The organism is Pseudonocardia sp. GCM10023141 (genome assembly GCF_042653605.1).
The window spans coordinates 16,977-36,796 of record NZ_JBHSIR010000071.1 but is presented as its reverse complement, the minus strand read 5'-3'; the positions used below and the strand labels follow the sequence as shown (position 1 = coordinate 36,796).

Here is a 19,820-nt window from a genome sequence, read left to right as displayed (position 1 = left end):
ATCAGGTCAGTGTGAAACCGAAGGGCAGCTCGAGGCGGTGGCGGCGCAGCAGCTCGGTGTCGGCGAGCAGCTCGCGCGTCGGCCCGTCGGCCACCACCACCCCGTCGTCGATGACGACGCTGCGCGGGCACAGCTGCAGCGCGTAGGGCAGGTCGTGGGTGACCATGAGCATCGTCGTGCCGAGCCCCAGCAGCACCTCGGCCAGCTCGCGGCGGGCCACCGGGTCGAGGTTGGACGACGGCTCGTCGAGCACGAGTATCTCCGGCTCGCAGGCCAGCACCGTGGCCAGCGCGACCCGCCTGCGCTGGCCGCCGGACAGGTGCAGCGGGGACCGGTCGCGGTGCTCGGCCATGCCCACCGTCTGCAGCGCCGCGTCGACGCGGGCCGCCAGCTCGGCGCCCGAGAGCCCGAAGTTGGCCGGGCCGAACGCGACGTCCTCGCCCACGCTGGGCATGAACAGCTGGTCGTCGGTGTCCTGGAAGACGATGCCGACCCGGCGGCGGATCTCCCGCAGGTTCGCCCGGCCCACCGGCAGCCCGCCGACGGCCACCGAGCCGCGCCCGGCCGTCAGGATGCCGTTGAGGTGCAGCACCAGCGTGGTCTTGCCGGCACCGTTGGGGCCCAGCAGCGCCACCCGCTCACCGCGGGCGATCCGCAGGTCCACGCCGTAGAGGGCCTGGTGCCCGTCCGGGTAGGCGAACGCGAGGCCTGCGACGTCGAGCGACGGTGGCGCATCGGGGACGGGCACGGTGGCGATACTGCCCTGCGGCCGCGCCGGACTCACGCGATCACCCACCCCGTGGCGGCGAGCGCGACGGCCGCGGCCACCGGCGCCAGGCCCCGTGCCCAGTGCCGCCAGGTGACGGCCGTGTCGTCCAGTTGCGGCATCACACCGGTCCAGCCCCGCGCCAGCATCGCGAGGTGCACCCGCTCTCCGCGCTCGTACGAGCGGACGAACAGGGCGCCGACCCCGCGGGCGGTGGCCCCGGCCTGCCAGAGGAACCGCGGGTCGTGCCCGCGGGAGATCCGCGCGACGCGCATCCGCCTGGCCTCGCCCGCGATCACGTCGATGTAGCGCAGCATCAGCGTGGCGATCGTCATGACCAGCGCCGGAGCGCGCAGCCGCTGCAGGCCCAGCAGCAGCTCGCGCAGCGGGGTGGTGCCGGCGAGTGTCAGCGACGTCAGCACGCCGAGCGTGCCCTTGATCAGGATGTTCCACGCGCCCAGCAGCCCGGGTTCCGACAGCGACATCCCGAGCAGTTCGATGCGCGGCTCGCCACCGGTGAACGGCAGCAGCACGGCCAGCACCACGAACGGCGCCTCGATCAGCGAGCGCCGGGCGATCCAGCCCACCGGGATGCCGGCCGCGACCCACACCGCGACGAGCAGCAGCAGGTAGCCGCCGAACACGGGGAAGGCCTCCCGCGGCGTGGCCACGACGCAGACCACGCCGAGGAACGCGGCCACGATCTTGACCTCGGCGGGCAGGCAGTGCACCGCCGACGTGCCCGGCAGGTAGAGCGGGTGGGCGTGCCCCGCGCCCACCTACTCCTCGCTACTGGGCGCGCGGCGGCGCAGCACCCAGAACAGGCCGCCTGCGACCACGAGCGAGACGACGACACCGATCACGCCGGCCAGACCGGTGGTGCCCCCACCGCCGCCGACGGCGTAGTCGGCGAGCGGGCTGCCTGCCGTCGCGCTGTCGCGGGCGTTCTGCGCGAGGCACGATCCGGCGAGCTGCTCCTGGCCGTCGACCTCGGAGACCTGGCAGCCGTGCAGCGTGACGCTGTCGAGCCCATCGGGGTCGGAGCTCGCGAAGTAGGAGAGGCCACCCGCGATGAGCAGCGCGATCACCAGGAAGCCGAGGAAGAACCCGGCCGTCCGGCGTTGGGTGACGGGTGCGTTCACGCCGCACTCCCCCTCAGCTCGAGCGGGGCGGCGGTGCCGCGCAGGAAGTAGACGAGATCGGGCCGGATCGCCGCGACCGCGCCGACGGTGGCTGCGGTGATGAGCCCCTCACCGATGCCGATCAGCGCGTGCAGGCCGACCATCAACGTGAACACCGTGCCCAGCGAGGCTCCCGCCGCACCGCCGACCAGGTACTCGACCACGAAGCCGAGCGACGCGCAGACGGTGCCGAGCAACGCCGAGACGAAGGCCGTGACCGCCAGGCCGCCACGGCTGCGGCGCGCGAGCCCGCGCAGCGCCAGCGCCACCCCGTAACCGGCGAAGACGCTGATCAGCGCCATGTTCGTGATGTTCGCGCCGAGGGTGGTGAGCCCGCCGTCGGCGAACAGCAGCGCCTGGACGACGAGCACGATCGCGATGCAGAGCGACCCGACCCACGGACCGACGAGGATCGCGACCAGCGCGCCGCCCAGCAGGTGTCCGCTGGCGCCCGGCAGGATCGGGAAGTTGATCATCTGAACGGCGAAGACGAACGCCGTCACCAGCCCGGCCATGGGTGCGGTGCGGTCGTCGAGGTCCGCGCGGGCGCGGGAGATCGCGACAGCGAGCCCGATCACCGCGATCGCACCGAAGATCGCAGCCGTCGGGATGTTCACCAACCCGTCGCTCATGTGCATGGCGACAACCACGCGGAACCTCCCACTGGGGCACTCGAACCGGGCTTCGCCACGCTAGACGCCCAGCTGGGGCAATCGCAACGAATGTGCAATTACTTGCACCACAACCGTCCGACCGGACAGGTTCACCCCTCGCCGTCGCACGGGTACCCCGCCGTGCCCATAACCGCAGGCATCCGGCGCGGCACAGCCGTAGGGTCGGCGCATGGGTGATCGCGACCGGGGGCCCGCGATCGAGATCGCCTGCGACGAGTCCGGTTCCGAGGGCGAGAAGCTCATCGGCGCCACCACCGACGTCTTCGCCCATGCGAGCGTCGGGTTCGACCTCCCGACCGCCACCCGGTGCATGCAGGAGATCCGGCGCCGCGCCCCGACGCCTGCGCAGCTCTACAAGGCCAACCACATCCTGCGCGAGAAGAACCGGGCCGCGCTCGAGTGGATGCTCGGGGCCGGCGGGCCGCTCGCCGGGCACACCCGCGTCTACCTCGCCGACAAGGCCTTCCTGGTGGTCGGCAAGGTCGTCGACCTCCTCCTGGACGGTCCCGGCGGCTCCGCGTGGATCGGGTTGCGGCAGAGCCCGCACGCCCGCTCGATGACGCTCACCCTCTACCGGGAGGGCCGTCGCGTGTTCGCCCGCGAACCGTGGGAGGCCTTCCTGTTGGCGTCCAACAACCTCATGCGCCTGCGGAACCGGCGCGGGATGCGCACGTCGGTCGACTCGTTCTTCCGGATGGTCGAGATCCTGCGCTCGACCGATCCGCCGAGCGCCGTCGACGAGGTGCTGGCACTGCTGCAGGGGACGCGGCGCCACGCCGACGCCTTCCGCGAATCGCTCGTCGACGAGCCGGTCGCCCTGTCCGCGCTCGACCCCCTGATCCCGGCACTCGTCTCCGCAGTGGAGGCATGGGGACAGGGCATCACCCCGGTGTCGATCGTCCACGATCGCCAGACGACCCTGTCGGAGCAGCGCATCGCGCAGCTGGCGGGGCTGTTCACCGATCCGGCGCCCGGCCTGCTGGGCTACGTGCCCCATGGCCGGCTGGCGGGCCTGCGCCTGGTCGCCTCGCAGGCGGATCCCCGGCTGCAGATCGCCGACGTGCTGGCCGGCGCCGTCCGCAAGGCCGCGTCCGACGAGCTCAACGGGAGGGGCGATCCGGTACTGACCGCACTGCTGCGGCCCTTTGTGGACACCGCCTCGATCTGGGGCGACGACCGCAGCTGGGCACTGCTCGGACCCGTGTCCCCCATCGGGTCCTGAACCGCCGCGTGGCTCCCCGCAGGGCCCCCGGCAGGCCCGGCTAGGCTCGACGGGAGCACGGAAGGGTGCGCGGGATCGTCCCCGGGCACCGAGCGGTCGAGGGGGAGCACGTGGCGGACGAGCAGCAGGCCGAGGACGGACTGGACGGCACCGCGGTGCCGCCGGAGATCAACCTCAACGTCCCGTCGATCGCTCGCGTCTACGACTACGTGCTCGGCGGCAAGGAGCACTTCGAGATCGACCGCAGGGTCAGCGAGGCGCTGTTCAAGGCCGTGCCGGAGACGAGCCAGCTCGCCAAGGACAACCGCAACCACCTGCGGCGCGCCGTGCGGTTCCTGGTGGAGTCGGGCATCACGCAGATCATCGACCTCGGCTCGGGCCTGCCCACCGTCGGCAACGTGCACGAGGTGGCGCACGAGATCGACCCGGACGTCCACGTGGTCTACGTGGACATCGATCCGATCGTGCTGGCCCACGGCCGGGCACTGCTGGGCAACGAGACCACCACCACCGTGATCACCGCGGACGTCCGCGACGCCGCGGCGATCTTCGACAACCCGGCCACGCACGCGCTCATCGACTTCGACAAGCCGTTCGCGGTGATCGCCGCCAGCATCCTGCACCACTTCACCGACGCGGAGGCCTACGCCGCGGCCGAGGCGATCAAGAGCAGGCTCACCCCCGGCTCGTACATCCTGATGAGCAACTTCCTCGACGACGACGAGCCGCGCGCGAAGGCGCTGGAACGGGCGTTCCTCGAGGGCGGCCTCGGCACCGGGCGCTTCCGCACGTGGTCGGAGCAGCAGCGGTTCTTCGAGGGACTGGAGCTCGTGGAGCCGGGCCTGGTGTACGCCAACGACTGGCACCCCGACGACCTCACGCCCACCGACAGCCCCACCCACACGCTCTACGCCGCCGGGGTGGCACGCAAGCCCAGCTGAACCTCCGCCGCTACGCCTTGGCGAGCAGGGTGCGCAGGTAGGCCTTCGTGCGCACCGGCGTGTCGGCCTGGACGCTGACCTGCTCCATGACGCCGAGGTAATCCTCGATGTCGGAGCGCTTGTCGAGGTAGACGGCGCTGTTGAGCTGCTCGAGGTAGACGATGTCGGGCAGGTCGGGCTCGGCGAAGCGCAGGATCGTGAACGGCCCGCCCGCCGCGGCGTGGCTGCCCACCCGGAACGGCAGCACCTGCAGCGTGACGTTGGGCAGCGCCGTCATCTCGAGCAGGTGCTCGAACTGCGCCCGCATCACGTGCGGGGAGCCGAAGGGCCTGCTCAGCGCCGCCTCGTCGACGACAGCCCACATCTGCGGCGCGCCCGGCTCGGTGAGCATCTTCTGGCGCGCCATCCGCAGCTGCACCCGCCGATCGACCTCGTAGGCCGACTCGGTGCCGTGACCGGCCCGGATGACGTTGCGCGCGTACTCCTCGCACTGCAGCAGGCCGGGCACGAACTGGACCTGGAAGGTGCGGATGAAGCTGGCCTCCTGCTCGAGGCGCAGGTACATCTCGAACCAGCCCGGCAGCAGGTCGCCGTCCTGCTGCCACCACCCGCGGGCGTTGGCCCGCTCGATGAGGCCGAGGTAGCCTGCGCGCTCCTGCTCGTCGGTGACGCCGTAGAGCGTCAGCAGGTCCTCGATGTCGCGTTCCTTGAAACCGACGCGGCCCAGCTCCAGCCGGCTGATCTTCGCGTGTGACGCGCGGATGGCCGTGCCGGCGGCCTGCGGGGTGATGCCGGCCGCTTCCCGCAGCCGCCGCAGCTGGGTGCCCAGCACGATCCGCGTGACCGTGGGCCCCGCATTGGCCTGCCCTCGCCCCGAGTTCGGCGGCACTGGTGTCACAGTTCATCCCCCACGACGGACGTGTACTGGCCACGACGAGCATAGCCCTGCCGGCCGACAGCGGAACCGGCTCGCGCTGCCTCAGGCGATCAGGTCGTCGAACTCCCCGTCCTTGGCGCCGCGGATGAACGCGGAGATCTCGGCACGGGTGTAGATGAGCGCCGGCCCGCGCGGGTCGCGGGAGTTGCGCATCGCCACCTCCCCCTCGCTCAGCCCGGCCAGCTCCACGCAGTCCCCGTTCGGGTTGCTCGCGGTGCTCTTGCGCCACGCCACGGGCCCGAGAGCCTCGGCTTTGACGCTCAGGTCGGCGGGTCGCCGCCCGTCGGTTCTGCTCATGTCGGGTCTCCGACCGATCTGACGCGCGTGAGATGCAACCTCACCTCGCGATTGCGGATGTGCTTGCGAACGTTCTTGCAGATGATGTTGCAGACGAGGTTGCGTATGCAAGCCGAGATCGGCAAGATGGTGAGCAGCCGGGGGGAGCGTGGTGATGGGCACAGGTCGGGGCGGGATGCTGGTACCAGAACCTGCGGATTCGAGGGTCGCCCATCGCGATATCGGCGCGCCCGCATGCGTGCCCGAGCCCGACGGCACCACCGTCTCCGTCACCTGTCTCAACGACGGCCGGGCCCACGCCGTGTTCGACGCCGAACTCGCCGGCAGTTCCTCACGCGGCGGCGGCTATTACCGCGCCGTCTGCGGACACATGGTCACGCCGGCCCCGATGGTCGAGCCCGACGGCAAGCCGTGCCCGCACTGCGTCGAGGCCTACAGCGAACGGCGTGATCACCAGCCGCGCGGGCTCTCCCAGCGCCTGCTGCGCCGCTGACACTCGCTGCCCGCTGACACACCCGCCCGGCGCACCGCCGGGCCCGGGGCGCTGCGCCCACGTCACCACCCGCGCGACGGCGCCGACCACCCAGCCACCACGCCAACGTCTCGACATCGGCGCGGTGGCCACTGCGTTGGCGCGGTCACGCTCCGCCCGTCCGCCGGATCGCAGCATGGTGGCCATCCTGCGATCTGACGCTTGGATGGCCACCATGCTGCAAAGCGGGCGGACCGGGGCGCGGGTCCGGTCAGTGCCGCCCGCTCAGCGACCAGACGTCGCACCCGTCGGTCGCCGCCGTCCGCAGGTGCTTGGCGTTGCCGGCGAGCCACTGCGCGAGCTCGCCACCGGCAGGCACCAGCGTCGGGTCGTAGACCACGAAGTACTTGGCCCCCTGCCGGGCGTAGTCGGCCAGGAACGAGGGCTGGTGCTGGTCGGCGGCGAGGCTCCACCCTCGCCGGTCGGCGAGGTAGAAGATCGTCGGTTCCTGGAAGTTGTTGGCCGTGCCCCGGTCGACGGTCAGGCTCGTCGTGCTGACCACCACGAGGTCGCTCGGCGCGGACACCTGGTCGAGGTCGGCGGCACACACCCCGTAGACACCGCTCTGGTCGTCGAACGACTGCACGACGATGACGGCGCTCTGGACGAACAGCGCGGCGACGACGGCCGCCCCCAGCGCGGCCCGCCCGGCCACGGGGAGACGCGGGCGCAGCCACTGCGCCACCGCATCGAGCCCGAGGCCGGTCAGCACGGCGGCGACCGGCAGGGAGAAGATGTGGTACTGGACACCCAGGCCTTCGCTGTAGCGGGCCACCGCGAAGTAGAAGAACACCAGCGAGGGCACGGCCGCCACGAGGTACACGGGGGCCCGCAACCGCCAGGCCCGCCACGCTCCGAGCGCTGCCAGCGGCACGCCGACCACGCCGAAGATGTAGGTGGCCTCGATGCTGAGGTTGCCGATGTAGAACTGGGCCGACAGCCAGTAGGTGAGGCTGCCGAACTTGCTGTCGCCGCCGGAGATCACGCCGAACGTGTTGCCGTAGTGGACGTAGAGCTCGTGCGCCTGCCACAGCCACAGCGCCGGTGGGATCAGCGCGGCGACCGCGGCGACGTAGAGCGACGGCCTGCGCAGCCTGCTGCGGGCGGACACCAGCAGCCAGATCAGCAGGATCAGCCCGATGTGCAGCGACGTGGGCTTGGCCAGCGCCGCCATCGCCGCGCCCGCGGCCGTCGCCACCAGCCAGATCGGGCGGTCCTCCGCGATCCAGCGCTGGAAGGCCAGCAGCGTCAGCAGGTAGAACGCGAGCACCGTGGCGTCCGGCATGAACGCGTTGCCCCAGGTCATGAACGCGGGCGAGACGACGAACGCGATCAGCGCCCAGTGGGCGGCCCGGCCCGGCAGCAGCCGCCTGGCCAGGCCCCAGAAGGCCGCGGTGCCCACGAGCATGAAGCCGAGCGACACCAGCCGGCCGACCCATGCATGCTCCCCGAAGACGTGGAACAGCGCCGCCGACACCCACGGCAGCAGCTGCAGCTCGGCCTCGACGTACCCCGGCCCCGCGCCGCCCCAGTTGATCTGCGGGTAGAACAGCTGCATCCCGTTGATGAAGAAATTGTGGGCAATCGTGGCCGTGTCGGCCGGGCGCCAAATTCCACCGAGGTAGTTCATCGGGACGACAGCGCGCACCACCGAGGCTGCGACGACGAATCCGATCACACCCAGTGTCCAGCGCCCCAGCACATCGCTGCGCAGCATCGGCAATTGATCGTCGCGCGTTTCGCGGGCCGCCTCCGCGGTGCGGATCGAGCGGTCCTCGGGACCTGACATCAGGGATGCTCCGGTTTCGACAGCGGGAATGGGTGGCACCTGTTCGGAGCCGGAGTCGCAACGATGCCCGCAGCACCGCAATGACGATCACGGCCACCACGGCCGGTACGGGAACGGGAGCCGGCGTCGTTTGCGGCGCGGCGCGAAGGCACTGCACCGGATGCAGCGCGCCGCGGCGGCCGAGGGCAGTACCAGGCAGGGTCGGACATCGAGCGACAGGTGCAATGATCACCGCGACGGGCGATGTTTCCGCCGAGCACCACCCGGAAAGCACCGCCGAGGTCGTTGATTTCCCTTTCCTGGCCACTCGATGCGGCGCCGGAAACATCGCTCGCGAGACCGCGCCCATAACGGTCCATCATGGAACCGACCCCGTCCCGGCGGCCTGGTAGTTCTCCACGCAAGGAGATCGCCGCGGGTGCCGCCCGGATACCGGCCGGCACCGGGCGGGCGGCCGCGGAAAGCCGTGGAGAACGCCGGCGCTCGCGACAGATGCATGCGCGCACAGAGCCCCCAAACATGTTTCGAGCGTCGCCACATGGTGCGGCGAGATTCACCGATCGGTCGCCCCCCAGGCGCGCGACCGGGTCCGGAGGACCACCCTAAAGGCGATCCGCTGAGGGCACGCTGAGGATGCAGGGTCACCGCACCGCGAGCGGCGAGATTCGTCCCGTTCGGGTCGGGTGGGGCAGGAGTGAAGATCGTGAGCACCGTCCCCGCGGGCCACCGCCAGCGCCCGTCACGATCGGTGACACTATGTCGCGAAACCGTGACAACCAGTGTTCGACAATCCGCTTATTGCCACTTAATCGGGCGTAATGATCACTGCGCGCACGGGTTCGCGGACTCGGTGTAACGAGGCGAGTCCGATCTTCGATAGGCGCATACGACCCTTACGGTTCTGCACGGTTCTGCATCGCCCGAGAACGTGCACGCCTGTCCCACCTCCCCCGCCGGAGGCAGCTACCAACCCAACGCAGGGGCTGCCAATGGCGATGGATATGCTTTCGCACGAGCACCACGCTTTGGCACGAAGCTTTACCTTGACAACGGCAGCACCGCGGCCCGCTCCCCCGACGGAGGCGCATTGTTGCCAACCCGCCGAACAACCGCGTGTTTACGAGTCCCGCTCCGGCCGCACGTAGCAGGAACGTAACAATCGCGGTATTGCTGATCCAGAATCTGGGGGACCCAGAGCATGACGATCGCCACGACCACCTTGGGGTTGCCGCAGCTCACCGTTCCCGGTGACGTGCACTCCGTCATCGAGCGCTGGCGGCTGGTTGCAGAGTCGCTCGGCAGCAGCCCGGCGCTGAGCTCACAGGGCAAGAGCTACACGTTTGCCCAGGTGGACGCCACGTCCGACACCGTCGCCGCCCGGCTGCTCGCCGCTGCGGCCGACGACGGCACCCCGGTGATCACCGTGCTCGACCACGACGCCGACGGCGTCACGGGGCTGTGGTCGGTGATGAAGGCCGGGCGCATCCTCGTCGCGCTCGACGCGCACCTGCCCGCCGAGCGCCTGCGCCAGATCGTCGAGCTGGCAGGCGCCACCACGTGCGTCACCGACGCCAACCACGCCGAGCTGGCGGCCCGGCTGGGCATCGGCACCGTCCTGCGGCTCGAGGAGCTGCGCTCCGGCGCGCCCGACGCCGCCGACGCGGCCCGGCTCGCCGAGGTACCGGCCGCCCGGCTCGAGGACCCACTGACCATCGTCTTCACGTCCGGCTCCACGGGCGTGCCCAAGGGTGTCATCACCACCCACGGCTACACGCTCAACGACTCCTACGCCGGCGCGGAGTGCTTCGGCATCGGCCCGACGGACCGCCTGACGCAGGTGCTGCCGCTGTCGTTCGCGGCCGGGTTCACGATGATGATGATGGGCCTGCTCAACGGGGCCGGCATCTGGTGCTACGACCCCCGCGACCACGGCGTCCGCGGCCTGGAGCCCTGGATCACCGGAGAGCGGCTCACCACGCTGCACTGCACCCCCCACCTGCTGCGCTCGTTGACCGGCGCGCTGGCCGCCGACCAGGTCCTGCCCACCGTGCGGCTCGTGGCCACCGTCGGCGAGGCCGTTCACGGTCGCGACTACGAGGGGCTGCGCCCGCACCTGCGGCCCGGCGCCTCGTTCTTCAACTGGACGGGCTCGTCGGAGGTCGGCAACCTGTCCTTCCACGAGATCCCCCACGGTGCCCCCACCCAGGACGGTGCCGTCGCGGCCGGGCGGCTGGCCCCCAACAAGGAGCTGCGGGTGCTGCGGGAGGACGGCACGCCCGTCAGCCCCGGTGACGTCGGCGAGCTCGTCGTCGCGTCGCACTTCATGGCGAGCGGCTACTGGCGCAACCCCGAGGCCGAGGCCACCAAGTTCGGCCGCGACGACGACGGTCTGCGGCTCTGCAGGCCCGGCGACATGGGCCGCGTCGAGGACGGCGTGCTGACCTTCGCCGGACGCACCGACGCCGCTGTCAAGATCCGCGGATACCTCGTGGACCCCAGCGAGGTCGAGGCCGCGCTGCTGGACTCCGAGTCCGTCAGCGAGGCCGCGGTCATCGCCGTCGTGCAGCCGCCCGCGCCGAGCCACCTGGTGGCCTACGTCGCCGCCGACACCCGCTTCCGCAGCGACTCGCCCGCAATGATCCGCCGCAGGCTGCGCGAGCGCCTGCCGGAGTACATGGTGCCCTCGGCGATCGTGCAGCTCACCGCGCTGCCGCGCAACGAGCGGGGCAAGGTCGACCGGCAGTCACTGCCGCCCGCCGACACGCGCCGGCTCACCGAGCCGCCCGGCACCCAGTGGGAGATCGTGCTGTCGGATCTCTGGGGCGAGGTGCTCGGCCTGGACTCCGTCGGGCTCGACGACGACTTCATGGAGCTCGGCGGCGATTCGCTCACCGCGGAGGAGATGTTGACGCTCGTCGCCCAGCGGCTCGGCGTCACGCTGCTCTCGTCCGACCTCATCGAGGCGCCGACCCTGCGCAGCTTCACCCAGCGCGTGCTGGTCGGGTCCGCGTCACTGCCCAGCCACCCCGACGTCGTGCCGCTGCGCACCGGCGGGAGCGGCACCCCGGTCTTCTGCTTCGTCGGGGGCGGCTCGCTCGCGCTGACCTTCCTGCCCATCGCGCGGCACCTCGGCGACCGCCCGGTCTACGCGTTCCAGGCACACGGCCTGGAGCAGCGCGGCCGGCCGGACCGCACCGTCGAGGCCGCCGCGGTACGCGCGCTGCAGCTCATGCGCGTGATCCAGCCGCAGGGTCCGTACGTGATGGTCGGCCACTCCTTCGGTGGCCTGGTGGCCATCGAGATCGCGCAGCAGCTCGAGCAGGCGGGCGAGACGGTCAAGCACGTCACGCTGCTCGACACCTACCAGCCGCGCCACTCCGACGTCCGGCTCGCGCCGCAGGCGTCCTCGGCACCCCAGCCCGCCGGCCGGGCGCCGATGGCCCGGCCGGACACCCCGCTGTCGGCATTGCTACGCAAGGGCGCCGACCGGATCAGCGCCCGGCTCGAGTCGGTGCTGCCCGACGGCCTGCCCGAGCTGCACCAGGTCGGCGACCGCGTCCGGGCCCGGCTGGCGGGCGTCGTCCCGTTCGCCGGCCAGCGCCAGTTCGATGCCTTCTTCGACCACACCGGGCTCGTCGCCCGCCGCTACCGGCTGCGCCCGCTCACCACACCGGTGCTGCTGGTGCTGGGCGACAACAACCCCGACGGTGCGCACGCCTGGGCGCCGCTGCTGACCGGACCGAACCGGATCGTGGAGATCCAGGCCGAGCACAGCTCGCTCATGCGCGAGCCCCACGCCGCGGAAGTCGCCGCGCTCGTGGTCGCCGCCATCGACGACGGTGCGTGACGCCACGCGAGCATCCGGTTCGTCAGCGACCGACGCCCCCGCGAGCGGAGACCGTGGTCGGCGCCAGCATGGTGACGTCAGCGCCCAGCTGCGCGCGCCACTCCGGCGCTCGCCGGGCCGCGCCGGCGCGCACGTCGCAGCCGCGCCATCCGGAGACGGCGCGGATGCCGTGCAGCGCGCTGAGCGACCAGGTCTCGAGCCCGTCCAGAGCCGCGGGGGTCACGCGCTCGTACCGCACGGCCACGCCGCGCCGACCGGCCTCCTCGACGACCCGGCGCCGGGTCACGCTGTCGAGCACCGGCAGCTCGGGGTCGGGCAGGCAGAGCTCCTCCCCTCGCCACCACACCACGGCGCTGTAGGCACCTTCGAGCAGCGTGCCGTCAGCGGCGCAGAGCACCGCCTCCCCGGCACCCAGCGCGATGGCCTGGTTGCGCACCTCGCCCAGCATGACGAGGTCCGGGCCCTTCGTGCGGGGGGCTCGGCGCGGGTCGGGCTCCGGATGCGGGGCGAGCACCAGCGTGGCCGTGGTGGGCGGCGCCTGCCGCACCCGCAGGCGCAGCTCGGGGCCTCCCGGTCCGCTTCCTCCGGCGCCGGGACCGCACTCGATGCGCGGGAACCAGCGGCCCGCCACGGGCAGCAACGCGGGCACGGCGTCCAGGAACGCGGTGGTGCGGTCGGCGGGCACCCCGGCGGCGGCGCACGCGGCGGTGAACCGGTCGCGGTGGTGGCCGAACCCGCCCACTGCACCGTCGGTCACCAGCCAGGAGTCGGCCACCAGCATCTCGCTGCCCGCCGGGGCCGGTCGCAGCTGTGCACCGTCCCAGACGAACACGCCCTCATCCGACACCTGTGCCTCCGACCGGCGTTGACCCTGCAGGGATGTGTGCGCCACATCTATACACGGCACGGGCACCCCACCCGTCCCGGCCTCGCGGGTGCCTACCGGCCGGGATCCGTCGGGCCGCCCCCGCGGCAGGGCCGGGTCGCCGCGGCCGATAGTGTGCCGCCTCTCCCCAGATGCCCCCTGCCCGGCAGCGTTGCCGGGAGATCCACAGCGGTCGACGTCGTCCGCACCCCGGTGGCCGCCGATGCACCTCGGCAACAGTCACCACCCCGCAGGAACGCATGTCGAGCTGGCCGCGGGTCCGGCCGTCGACTGCCCTCCCCCGCCTGCTCACGACGACCACCGGCAGCGTCCGACGGACTCCCCCCGCCGGCACCCGGCTTCCGACCACCGCCCAGGCCCCGGCGGTACTACACGACCGGTACACCGAGCTCCTGTGGAGGGGACGGCATGCGCACCCTGATCATCGACAACTACGACTCGTTCACCTACAACCTCGCGCACTACTTCGCCGAGATCAACGGATGCGAGCCGGTCGTCGTGCACAACGACGAGCCGGGGTGGACCGTCGAGGATCTCCACGCCTTCGACAACGTGGTCGTCTCCCCCGGGCCGGGACATCCCGGTCGCGAGGCGGACTTCGGCTTCAGCCGCGAGGCCGTCCTGCACTCGCCCATCCCGCTGCTCGGTGTCTGCCTGGGCCACCAGGGCCTCTCGCTGCTGCACGGCGGCGAGGTCGACCTCGCGCCGGAGCCCTACCACGGCCGCGAGTCCGACGTCGAGCACGACGGCAGCGACCTGTTCGCCGGGTTGCCCTCTCCGCTGCGGGTCGTCCGCTACCACTCGTTGACGGTCACGAAGGTGCCCGCCGACCTCGAGGTCACGGCGTGGACCGCCAGCGGCATCGTGATGGGCGTCCGGCACCGCACCCGACCGGCCTGGGGCGTGCAGTTCCACCCCGAGTCGATCCAGACCGAGCAGGGCATGGAGCTGCTGCGCAACTTCACGGAGCTCTCCAGGGAGTGGCGCCGCGACAACCCCCGCTCCGCCACCGCATCGGCCCCGGAGCTGCCGGTTCGCGAGCGGGTGACGGCCGCGGCCCGGACGTTGCGGGTCATCGCCGAGCAGCGGTCGCTGGTGCTGCCGCCCGAGACTGCGTTCCACGAGCTGTTCGGAGCGTCCGACAACGCGTTCTGGCTCGACAGCAGCCGGCAGGACCCCACGCTCGGCCGTTTCTCGATCATGGGCGACTCCGCGGGCCCGCTGGCCCGCGTCGCCAAGGCCGACGTGTGGACGGGCGAGGTCACGGTCGACGACGCCACCGGGCGCACCGTGCACCGGAGCCCGTTCTACGACTGGCTCGACGCCGACATGCGATCGCTCGCCGTCGACGTCCCCGAGCTGCCGTTCCCGTTCGCACTCGGCTGGGTCGGCTACCTCGGCTACGAGCTCAAGGCCGAGACCGGCGGCTCCCGTGCACACCGCTCCAACGACCCGGACGCCGCGATGGTCTTCGCCGACCGCGCGCTCGTCGTCGACCACGCCGAGGGCGTCGTCCACCTGCTCGCACTCGCCGAGCCGGGCGACGACGACGGGGCGCGGCGCTGGCTGCGCGAGACCTGGGAGCGGCTGGCCGTCCTCCCCGCCGAGGCGGTCGACGAGCGCAGTGGTTCCGACATCAGCGCCGGGGTCGGCGAGCTCGTCCTGCGCCACGACCGCGGGCGCTACCTGGATCTGATCGAGGACTGCCAGCGCGCCATCCTCGCCGGCGAGACCTACGAGGTCTGCCTCACCAACATGGTCACCGGCAAGGGCACCCTCGACCCGTGGCAGGCCTACCGGTACCTGCGCCGCTCCAGCCCGGCCCCGTTCGCCGCATACCTGAAGTTCGGCGAGCTGTCGGTGCTGAGCACCTCCCCCGAGCGGTTCCTGTCGGTCTCGAAGGACGGCGCCGTCGAGTCGAAGCCGATCAAGGGCACGCGGCCCCGCGGTGCCACCCCCGCGGAGGACCAGGCGCTGCGTGACGACCTGGCGCTCAGCGAGAAGGACCGCGCCGAGAACCTCATGATCGTCGATCTGGTGCGCAACGACCTGAGCATCTGCGCGCGCTCCGGCTCCGTCGAGGTGCCGAAGATCTTCGATGTCGAGACCTACGCCACGGTGCACCAGCTCGTCAGCACGGTGCGGGCGCAGCTGCGCGACGACGTCACCGCCGTCGACTGCATCCGGTCCGCGTTCCCCGGCGGTTCGATGACCGGGGCGCCGAAGATCCGCACCATGCAGATCATCGACGACCTCGAGGCCGGCCCGCGCGGCATCTACTCCGGCGCGCTGGGCTACCTGTCGCTCACCGGTGCCGCCGACCTCAGCATCGTCATCCGCACAGCGGTCGTGGGCGGCGGCGAGGTGCGCTTCGGCGTCGGCGGCGCGATCATCGCGCTCTCGGACCCCGACGCGGAGTTCGAGGAGACCCGGGTCAAGGCAACGGCGATGACCCGCCTGCTCGACAGCGAGATCTACGGCGACGAGACGATCGCCACCACGGTCGACAGCCAGGCGATGCTCTCGTCCTGAGCCCTCGTTCCACCCGGCCGGGCCGGTCGTCGATCCGACGACCGGCCCGGCCTTCTCTTGTGTCAAGCACCCCTCACACGGGGCGCGCGTGTTCACCCTGCGTGCGAACACGATGGTGTCCAGTCCGGCCAACGGGGCCCGCGCCACCCGATCGTGCGTTGCCGATCTTGCGACGGTGACTTAACCTCGTCGGCAACAGTCCATTGATCTGGTTACCGATTTCCGTTTCCGACAACGATCCATGAATCATCCCGAAACCTTCGGGCTCCCCTTTCGACCAATCTTCGATAGCTGGTCGAACACACCCCCTTCCGATTCCGGAAATCAGCAAAGGGGTATCCCTGTGCGCCGTTCCGCAGCCGTCCGCCCACTGTTCACCATCGTCGCCGCCGGCGTTCTGCTGGCCGGTGTCAGCCAGGCCGCCGTGGTGCAACCATCCACAGTGGCTTCCCGGGTGACGCTCGTGGACAGTGCCAAACCAGTGCCGACGCCACCCCCTTCCGCGGTCCCGACCACCGCCGCGGCTCCCAGCGCGGCACCCGGACCGGCCACGGCCACGCCGAAGACCGCCGCGCCGCCCACCAGCGGCGCGCATCCCGGAAACGTGCCGGCCGTCGGACCCAACAGCACCTACCTGTTCGACGACGAGTTCGACGACAACGTCGTGGACCAGAATGCGTGGGGCGTGCTCAATCGCGGCGGCGACGCCAGCAACAACGAGGCGCAGTGCTACAAGCCGAGCAACGTGGCCGAGACCGGCGGCTCTCTCACGATCAAGTCGCTGGTCGACTCATCGTGCAAGGGCTACAAATACACCTCCGGCATGGTGCAGTGGAAGACGTTCAAGTTCCACTACGGCAGCATCGAGATCAGGGCCAAGCAGTCCGGCGGCACCGGGTCGTGGCCCGCGCAGTGGCTGCTCGGGTCCGACTGCCAGCAGGCCAACATGACCACGGAGGAGAACTCCTTCGGCTGCAACTGGCCGCACCCCGGCTCCGACGAGATCGACATCGCCGAGTTCAAGACCGACGGCAGCACCGTGAACTGGCAGAACGTCATCTCGGGCGACAGCGGGTTCAAGACCTGCAAGCCAACGGTGTCGGACGCGAGCCAGAACTGGCACGTCTACGGCCTGACCTGGCGCGCCAACTCGCTGATCTGGCAGGTCGACGGCAAGACCACCTGCACGCAGACCGACGCGGTGCCGACCAAGCCGATGTTCCTCATCATGAACAACGCGATGGGCGGCGACGGCGGCGGCCACGTCGAGGAGAGCGACTTCCCGCAGCAGCTCCAGATCGACTATGTGCGCGTGAAGGCCATGTGACGCCCGCTCTCCCGGGGTGACGTTCACCCCGGGCCGGTCACGACCTCGGACGCGAACACGTGGCGCCAGTGCTCGGCGGCCCGCGCCATGTCGCGTCCGACGAACCCGAAGAACCGGCCCATGTTGTCGAGCCGCTCCCCTGCCGGGGTGCCGGCTCCGACGGCATCGACCCCGTCCCGCGCGGCCGCCGCCCAGAGCTCACACGTGCGCACCTGGCTGGCGCAGGCGCGGTACCAGATGTCCGCGCCGATCGCGTAGCGCTCGTGGCGCAACCGCGGAGCTCCGGGGTGCCCGTTCGACCCGCCGCCCGAGCTCGGACGACTGCGTGCCGAGCACCCGGTGAGCCCGATGCTGTTCCCCGATGGCCACCACGGCCGGCTCGTCACCAGCCACGAGCTCGTGCGCGCGGTGCTGGCCGACCCGCGGTTCAGCGCCCGTGCGGAGCTGCAGCACTTCCCGCTGCCCGGCTCGGCCGCGCAGGGCCCCGCCCGGCCGGCGCCTCCCGGCGTCTTCACCCAGACCGACCCGCCCGAGCACACCCGCTACCGGCACGTGCTCACCGGACAGTTCACGGTGCGGCGGATGCGGCAGCTCGAGAACCGGATCACCGAGATCGCCGCCGAACACCTCGACGCCATGGAGAAGGCCGGCCCGCCGGCAGACCTGGTGCAGACCTACACGCAGCCGATCCCGTCACTCGTGATCTGCGAGCTGCTCGGCGTGCCCTACGCCGAGCGCGACCAGTTCCTGAACCGGTCGATCGCGCTGATGAGCATGACGTCCACGACCGAGGACAAGATCGCCGCCTACATGGGGCTCACCGCCTACATGGCAGAGCTGGTGGCGGCCAAGCGCGCAGCGCCCACCGATGACCTGCTCAGCGGCCTGCTCGACAGCGATCTCCCCGACGGCAACCTCACCGACATCGAACTCACCAACATCGGCTTCACGCTGCTCGGCGCGGGCAACGACACCACCGCCAACATGCTCGCGCTGGGCGTCTTCGCCCTGCTCGAGCACCCCGACCAGCTCGCCGCCCTGACGGCCGAGCCGGCGCTCGTGCCCGGCGCCGTCGAGGAGCTGCTGCGGTACCTGAGCATCATCCCGTGCACGGTGCGCACGGCGCTGGAGGACCTGGAGCTGGGCGGGGAGCTGATCGGGGCGGGCGAGACCGTCACCGTCTCGATCCCGGCCGCCAACCGCGACCCGTTGCACTTCGCCGACCCCGACGTGCTGGACCTGCACCGCCGCACCGCCGGGCACGTCGCGTTCGGGCACGGCATCCACCAGTGCCTCGGCCAGCAGCTGGCGCGCATCGAGATGACGGTGGCGCTGCCTGCGCTCTTCGCCCGGTTCCCGACGCTGCGCCTCGACGTCGCACCCGGCGCCGTCCGGACCCGCGACGATATGCTGATCTACGGCGTGCACGAACTCCCCGTCACCTGGGATGTGAGCTGATCATGGAACTCGAGGTCGACCGCGAGCGCTGCATCGGTGCCGGGATGTGCGTCCTCACCGAACCCGCGGTGTTCGACCAGGACGCCGACGACGGCCTGGTCGTGCTGCTCGAGGTCACGCCCACACCCGATCACGAAGCGGGCGTGCGGGAGGCGGCCAAGGTGTGCCCGTCGGGGGCGATCCGCGCCGGATAGCGACCGCCGCCGCTAGTCGAGGATCGCGCGGAGCCGCCGCTGCGCCTCGTCCACCAGCGCGCGGGCGGTGTGCCCGGAGCAGCCCAGCTGCCTGCCCACCTCGCGCAGTGAGCGCTCCCCCGCGCCGTCGAGGCCGTAGTGCAGCACCAGTGCACTGGCCGCGCGCGGGTCCATCGCGGCGAGGGCCCGGCGTGCCGCAGCCGTCAGCGACCATGCCACCGCAGCCTCCTCGGGGTCCTCGAAGGCGGGGTTGGGGAGGGTGAGGTCGAGCTCGTCGTCGCCCGTGTCGTCGACGATCACCGCGGTGACGGCCAGCTGCCGGTTCAGGGCCGCGACGGTGGCCGTCGAGATGCCCAGCGCGGCGGCGGCGAACCCGAGGTCCCCGGGCCGCCCGTCGAGGATCCCGCGCAGCGCGACGATCGGGCCGGTGAGCTCGGCGGGGATGGCCGTCGCGTACTCCTGCGCGGCGATCGCCCGCTGGATCTCCTTGCGCACCCAGAGCCGGGCGAACGCCCGGAACGGCACGCCGTGGACCGGGTCGAACCGATCGGCGGCGATGATCAGTCCGAGCACCCCGGCCTGATGCAGGTCCGCACGCTGCATCCGCCAGGTGCGGTAGCGGGACGCCTCGGCCGCGACGACGTCGATCGCGTCGGCCAGCAGCTCCTCCCGGGATCCCACACCGCAGTGATACCGCGCGCACTCGCCGGTGCGCGCGGTATCAGTCCCTGCGACACGCCACGAAGGGATGCCCATGACGACGACCGCGATCGACACCGCCGGCTGGCAGGCGGTGGACCTGCGGCTCTACGGCGCGAGCCTGCTGCTCCCACCCGACTGGGAGACCCTCCCACCGGTGCCCGCCAACGGGCAGGAGGTGCTGCGGGCCACCGGTGGCGCCGGGCTGCAGCTCATCGTGTTCAAGCTGCGGTCCCACGGCCGCAGCGCCGTGGCCTACGCCGCGGGGACGCAGACCACGCTGGAGAAGCACGGCTACACCGACTTCACCATCGCCGGTCTGCCGTTCGCGGGCGTCGAGGGTGCCTGCATGCAGTTCCGCTACGCCGGGCCCGACCGGCCGACGCGCACCAGCTGGGAGTTCTTCGCCCCCCGCGGTCCGGCGATGTTCGTGCTGGGCCTGTCCAGCACCGACGCCGAACGCGACCGGCCGACCGTCGACGCACTGGCGGCCGGCGTCACCCTCACCCCCGGACCGTCGAGAACGACGTTGTCATGA

General features: G+C 71.4%; 19 protein-coding genes. 9 read left to right on the top strand and 10 right to left on the bottom strand.

The window, feature by feature from the left end; genetic code table 11:
• Window position 1: 1 nt before the first annotated feature.
• From ACFPFQ_RS41475 to ACFPFQ_RS41460, 4 genes are read right to left on the bottom strand one after another with little or no spacing between them, the layout of a single operon-like run.
• Window positions 2-757 (bottom strand): energy-coupling factor ABC transporter ATP-binding protein, encoded by a 756-nt coding sequence (locus tag ACFPFQ_RS41475; RefSeq protein WP_379628800.1) that lies wholly within the window; start codon window positions 755-757, stop codon window positions 2-4.
• Window positions 758-780: 23 nt separating this feature from the next.
• Complete coding sequence (gene cbiQ, locus ACFPFQ_RS41470) at window positions 781-1,545, bottom strand: cobalt ECF transporter T component CbiQ (RefSeq protein ID WP_379628758.1); 765 nt, start codon at window positions 1,543-1,545, stop codon at window positions 781-783.
• Window positions 1,546-1,908, bottom strand: coding sequence for a PDGLE domain-containing protein (locus ACFPFQ_RS41465; RefSeq protein ID WP_379628757.1), 363 nt, complete (start codon window positions 1,906-1,908; stop codon window positions 1,546-1,548).
• On the bottom strand, window positions 1,905-2,585 hold the full coding sequence (locus ACFPFQ_RS41460) for an energy-coupling factor ABC transporter permease (RefSeq protein WP_379628756.1): 681 nt from the start codon (window positions 2,583-2,585) through the stop codon (window positions 1,905-1,907). The genes ACFPFQ_RS41465 and ACFPFQ_RS41460 overlap by 4 nt, the downstream gene beginning before the upstream one ends.
• Window positions 2,586-2,790: 205 nt before the next feature.
• On the opposite strand from ACFPFQ_RS41460, the gene ACFPFQ_RS41455 reads away from it, so the two are divergent.
• Together ACFPFQ_RS41455 and ACFPFQ_RS41450 are read left to right on the top strand one after the other, a co-directional pair.
• Window positions 2,791-3,843, top strand: coding sequence for a hypothetical protein (locus ACFPFQ_RS41455; protein ID WP_379628755.1), 1,053 nt, complete (start codon window positions 2,791-2,793; stop codon window positions 3,841-3,843).
• Window positions 3,844-3,908: 65 nt separating this feature from the next.
• Complete coding sequence (locus ACFPFQ_RS41450) at window positions 3,909-4,784, top strand: SAM-dependent methyltransferase (RefSeq protein ID WP_379628754.1); 876 nt, start codon at window positions 3,909-3,911, stop codon at window positions 4,782-4,784.
• A gap of 10 nt (window positions 4,785-4,794) precedes the next feature.
• Here ACFPFQ_RS41450 and ACFPFQ_RS41445 read toward each other — a convergent pair whose 3' ends face one another.
• Together ACFPFQ_RS41445 and ACFPFQ_RS41440 are read right to left on the bottom strand one after the other, a co-directional pair.
• Window positions 4,795-5,682 (bottom strand): helix-turn-helix domain-containing protein, encoded by an 888-nt coding sequence (locus tag ACFPFQ_RS41445; protein ID WP_379628753.1) that lies wholly within the window; start codon window positions 5,680-5,682, stop codon window positions 4,795-4,797.
• A gap of 81 nt (window positions 5,683-5,763) precedes the next feature.
• On the bottom strand, window positions 5,764-6,018 hold the full coding sequence (locus ACFPFQ_RS41440) for a DUF397 domain-containing protein (protein ID WP_379628752.1): 255 nt from the start codon (window positions 6,016-6,018) through the stop codon (window positions 5,764-5,766).
• A 238-nt stretch (window positions 6,019-6,256) separates the two neighbouring features.
• Here ACFPFQ_RS41440 and ACFPFQ_RS41435 point away from each other — a divergent pair, with 238 nt between their 5' ends.
• Window positions 6,257-6,511: a hypothetical protein gene (locus ACFPFQ_RS41435; RefSeq protein ID WP_379628751.1), complete on the top strand. Its 255-nt coding sequence runs from the start codon at window positions 6,257-6,259 to the stop codon at window positions 6,509-6,511.
• Window positions 6,512-6,761: 250 nt separating this feature from the next.
• Here the strand turns inward: ACFPFQ_RS41435 and ACFPFQ_RS41430 are convergent, their stop codons facing one another.
• Complete coding sequence (locus tag ACFPFQ_RS41430; RefSeq protein WP_379628750.1) at window positions 6,762-8,339, bottom strand: ArnT family glycosyltransferase; 1,578 nt, start codon at window positions 8,337-8,339, stop codon at window positions 6,762-6,764.
• Between the two features lie 1,198 nt (window positions 8,340-9,537).
• Here ACFPFQ_RS41430 and ACFPFQ_RS41425 point away from each other — a divergent pair.
• Window positions 9,538-12,186: an alpha/beta fold hydrolase gene (locus ACFPFQ_RS41425; RefSeq protein ID WP_379628749.1), complete on the top strand. Its 2,649-nt coding sequence runs from the start codon at window positions 9,538-9,540 to the stop codon at window positions 12,184-12,186.
• Between the two features lie 22 nt (window positions 12,187-12,208).
• Here the strand turns inward: ACFPFQ_RS41425 and ACFPFQ_RS41420 are convergent, their stop codons facing one another.
• Entirely contained in the window at window positions 12,209-13,033 is an 825-nt protein-coding gene (locus tag ACFPFQ_RS41420) for an aminotransferase class IV (protein WP_379628748.1), read from the bottom strand.
• A gap of 447 nt (window positions 13,034-13,480) precedes the next feature.
• Here ACFPFQ_RS41420 and pabB point away from each other — a divergent pair, with 447 nt between their 5' ends.
• Both pabB and ACFPFQ_RS41410 read left to right on the top strand, forming a co-directional pair.
• Entirely contained in the window at window positions 13,481-15,604 is a 2,124-nt protein-coding gene (pabB, locus tag ACFPFQ_RS41415) for an aminodeoxychorismate synthase component I (protein ID WP_379628747.1), read from the top strand.
• A 343-nt stretch (window positions 15,605-15,947) separates the two neighbouring features.
• Window positions 15,948-16,931: a glycoside hydrolase family 16 protein gene (locus ACFPFQ_RS41410; RefSeq protein ID WP_379628746.1), complete on the top strand. Its 984-nt coding sequence runs from the start codon at window positions 15,948-15,950 to the stop codon at window positions 16,929-16,931.
• 23 nt (window positions 16,932-16,954) lie between these two features.
• On the opposite strand, the gene ACFPFQ_RS41405 is transcribed toward ACFPFQ_RS41410, so the two are convergent.
• Window positions 16,955-17,203 (bottom strand): hypothetical protein, encoded by a 249-nt coding sequence (locus ACFPFQ_RS41405; protein ID WP_379628745.1) that lies wholly within the window; start codon window positions 17,201-17,203, stop codon window positions 16,955-16,957.
• A gap of 76 nt (window positions 17,204-17,279) precedes the next feature.
• On the opposite strand from ACFPFQ_RS41405, the gene ACFPFQ_RS41400 reads away from it, so the two are divergent.
• Window positions 17,280-18,389, top strand: coding sequence for a cytochrome P450 (locus ACFPFQ_RS41400; RefSeq protein WP_379628744.1), 1,110 nt, complete (start codon window positions 17,280-17,282; stop codon window positions 18,387-18,389).
• A 2-nt stretch (window positions 18,390-18,391) separates the two neighbouring features.
• Window positions 18,392-18,583, top strand: coding sequence for a ferredoxin (locus ACFPFQ_RS41395; protein ID WP_379628743.1), 192 nt, complete (start codon window positions 18,392-18,394; stop codon window positions 18,581-18,583).
• Window positions 18,584-18,595: 12 nt separating this feature from the next.
• Here ACFPFQ_RS41395 and ACFPFQ_RS41390 read toward each other — a convergent pair whose 3' ends face one another.
• Window positions 18,596-19,264: a sigma-70 family RNA polymerase sigma factor gene (locus tag ACFPFQ_RS41390; RefSeq protein WP_379628742.1), complete on the bottom strand. Its 669-nt coding sequence runs from the start codon at window positions 19,262-19,264 to the stop codon at window positions 18,596-18,598.
• A 73-nt stretch (window positions 19,265-19,337) separates the two neighbouring features.
• On the opposite strand from ACFPFQ_RS41390, the gene ACFPFQ_RS41385 reads away from it, so the two are divergent.
• Entirely contained in the window at window positions 19,338-19,820 is a 483-nt protein-coding gene (locus ACFPFQ_RS41385) for a hypothetical protein (protein WP_379628741.1), read from the top strand.